Raw genomic sequence first — 2,857 nt, 5'->3', positions numbered from 1 at the left:
CTGCGTTCGGCCAGCGTGGTTTAATGGGGCCTTTTAGATCAAGATCAAAAGCAAGATCTAGATCAAAAGATCGCGAGGCAAGCTCGCTCCTACAGAGGTCAACAGTTAGCCGCTAAACGCTCGAAGGCTTGCAGCACTTGCTCCGGGCGTTCGAGCATCAGTTGATGGCCGCAGGGCAATACCTGGTAGTGCGCGTTGGGCAGGTGCCGGGCAAGGGCTTCGCCGCCGCTGGCGGGGGTCAGACCGTCGGTTTCGCCAGACACCACGTATACCGGCACATCCAGCCCGGCCAGGGCTTGAGCGTCGGGCCATTGGGCGTTGTTCATCAGGGCTTTGAACACGTCCAGGCGGTTGCGCTGGGCCAGGCCGTCCTCGTAGTCGACCAACGCAGGATCAGCCTCGGGGTGCCAGGCGCGGGCGCGAAAGTCTTTGGCCAAGATCGGCCGCAATAACGTCAGCAGCCAGTTCGGCAAACTCAACAACCCACCCTTCCCCACCGGGCGATGCAAGACGCTGCCCAGCAGCAACGCGCCGTCGATGCTCAGCGCCGGTTGCTGGCGCGGCAATGCGAGCAAAGTGCTCATGGCCAAGCCGGTGCCGTAGGAGTGCGCCACGTACAGGTTGCGCGGCCCAGCATAGCGCTTGAGCACCTCCAGATTGTCGGCCACCAGTTCGTCCCAGGCGTAGGCGCTGGCGTCACGCGGTTTGTCGCTGTCGCCATGGCCGAGCAGGTCCCAGGCCACCAAGGTGTAGCCCTGCTCGCTCAAGTTGCGCCATAGCTCGCGCCACTGGTCTTTGTTGCCGCCGCTGCCATGGCCCAAAAACACCACGGTGTCGCGGTTGCCCTGATGCACGGCCACGCTCAGCCGTCGTCCAGGGCGCACTTCAATCAGTTGGCCACGCACCAGCGGCAGGTGGGCGAATCGGTTGGGGTCAGCCTTGGGCACTTTTGGCCTCCTGAGCAGCAAAATAATCGGGACGGGGCAGGCCAAGATGATCACGCAAGGTGCGGCCCTGATAAGCGCGGCGGAACAATCCACGGCGCTGCAACTCGGGCACCACCTTGTCGACAAACGCATCCAGCGAACCGGGCAAATACGGCGGCATCACGTTAAAGCCATCGGCGGCGCCTTCGACAAACCATTGCTCCAATGTGTCGGCCACGTGCCGGGCATCGCCCACCAGCACCAGATGCCCGCGTGCCGCTGCCATGCGTAAGTAAAGCTGGCGAATGCTCAAGCCTTCTGCTCGGGCCACGCGGATCAGCAAGTCACGACGGCTGACCCCCGACTCGGTAGCGGGCAGTTCAGGCAGCGGTCCATCCAGCGCGAAGGTCGACAGGTCGGTGCCACCGGCAATGTCCGCGAGTAGCGACAGACCGACTTCGGGCTGCACCCACCCTTGCAACTGATCAAACAAGGCCTGCGCTTCGTCCGCCGTGTCAGCGACGATGGGCATCACCCCCGGCATGATTTTGACCTGCTCGGCGCTACGCCCGTATTTGGGCAACAAAGCCTTGAGGTCACGGTAAAAACGCTGGGCGCCCGCCAGCTCAGGTTGTGCGGTGAACACCACTTCGGCATGGGCCGCTGCCAGCTCGCAGCCTTCCCGTGAGGCACCGGCCAGCACTTGCACCGGCGCTACACCGGCGCTGGCCCAGCGTTGCTGCACCTCGGCCAAAAAGCGGTGGGCCCGTTCATAACGTCGGGCGTGTTCAAAGTGGCCGTCGCGCCCGAAGTTGAAAGCTTCGTTGGCATTGCTGGAGGTCACCAGGTTCCAGCCGCTGCGCTGCCCGCTGAGGGCTTCAAGAGAAGTAAAGGACCGGGCCAGCGACTCAACCGCGTTGTAAGAGGTGGTCACCGTCGCCACCAGGCCAATGCGCTCGGTGACGGCGGCCAACCCCGCCAATAACGTCAGCGGCTCGAAGTGCTCTGTGCGCGACATGCGACTCAGCGCCTCAACGCTGCCCGGCAACATGGCCAAGGTGTCGGAGAGGAACAGCGCATCGAAACAGCCGCGCTCGGCAGTGCGGGCCAGTTGCTGATAGTGGGCGAAGTTCAGGCCGCCATCGGCCTGCGCCTCGGGGTGGCGCCAGCCCGCGATATGGTGCCCGGTGGCCATCAAAAACGCGTTGAAGCTCATCATCCGTGGGCTCATGGTGTGGCCTCCAGCACCGGGGTATGCAGCGCAAAATCTTGCAGCAGCCTGCGGGTGTAAGGGTGATTCGGTTGGCCGAGCAGCGCGGCGGTCGCGCCCTGCTCCACCACTTGCCCGGCCTGCATCACGGCGATGCGGTCACTCAAGCGCGCCGCCACGCGCAGGTCGTGGGTGATGAAGACAATACTCAGCTTCAACCGCCGTTGCAGGTCCTCAAGCAATTCAAGAATTTGCACCTGAATCAGCGCATCGAGTGCCGACACGCATTCGTCTGCGATCAGCACTTTGGGCTCCACCGCCAAGGCCCGGGCGATGCCAATACGTTGGCGCTGGCCGCCGGAAAACTCATGGGGATAACGCTCCAGCGCGGTTTCTGGCAGGCCCACCAGGCCCAGCACTTCTCGTGCTTTTTCTGCCGCCTGCGCCGGGCTGCGACCTTGGGCCAGCGGCCCGGTCATCAGTTGCGTGCCGATGCGCTGGCGCGGGTTGAGCGAGGCAAACGGGTCCTGAAAGATCATTTGCACCTCGCCACGCTGCCCGCGCAACCGCGCTTCAGGCAGGTCGGTGACGTCACGCCCGTGCCAGTGCAAGCTGCCGCCATCGCTGCGCAATAAACGCACGAGGCAGCGGCCCAAGGTCGATTTGCCCGAGCCGGATTCACCGACGATGCCCAGGGTTTCGCCTTCGGCCAGTTGCAGGT

At 63.8% G+C, this 2,857-nt stretch carries 3 protein-coding genes; all 3 read right to left on the bottom strand.

Annotated elements, in window-relative coordinates; all coding sequences use genetic code 11:
- Positions 1 to 98: 98 nt before the first annotated feature.
- Positions 99 to 947, bottom strand: coding sequence for an alpha/beta hydrolase (locus GHO25_RS25335; protein WP_178110239.1), 849 nt, complete (start codon positions 945 to 947; stop codon positions 99 to 101).
- Positions 934 to 2,157: an LLM class flavin-dependent oxidoreductase gene (locus tag GHO25_RS25330; protein WP_256677332.1), complete on the bottom strand. Its 1,224-nt coding sequence runs from the start codon at positions 2,155 to 2,157 to the stop codon at positions 934 to 936. The genes GHO25_RS25335 and GHO25_RS25330 overlap by 14 nt, the downstream gene beginning before the upstream one ends.
- The coding region (locus GHO25_RS25325) for an ABC transporter ATP-binding protein (RefSeq protein WP_153393295.1) at positions 2,154 to 2,857 on the bottom strand (704 nt) is incomplete at its 5' end. The genes GHO25_RS25325 and GHO25_RS25330, both read right to left, overlap by 4 nt.

The sequence above is a fragment of the Pseudomonas sp. FSL R10-1350 genome (genome assembly GCF_009600525.1).
In the GTDB taxonomy this organism is placed as follows: Bacteria; Pseudomonadota; Gammaproteobacteria; order Pseudomonadales; family Pseudomonadaceae; genus Aquipseudomonas; species Aquipseudomonas helleri.
The sequence above is the reverse complement of the archived record's forward strand: the minus strand, read 5'-3'. Positions and strand labels throughout refer to the sequence as shown.

What these genes read in the sequence shown, in the direction of transcription:
- GHO25_RS25330 (WP_256677332.1), bottom strand. Translation starts at nt 2,157, where the DNA reads ATGAGCCCACGGATGATGAGCTTCAACGCGTTTTTGATGGCCACCGGG.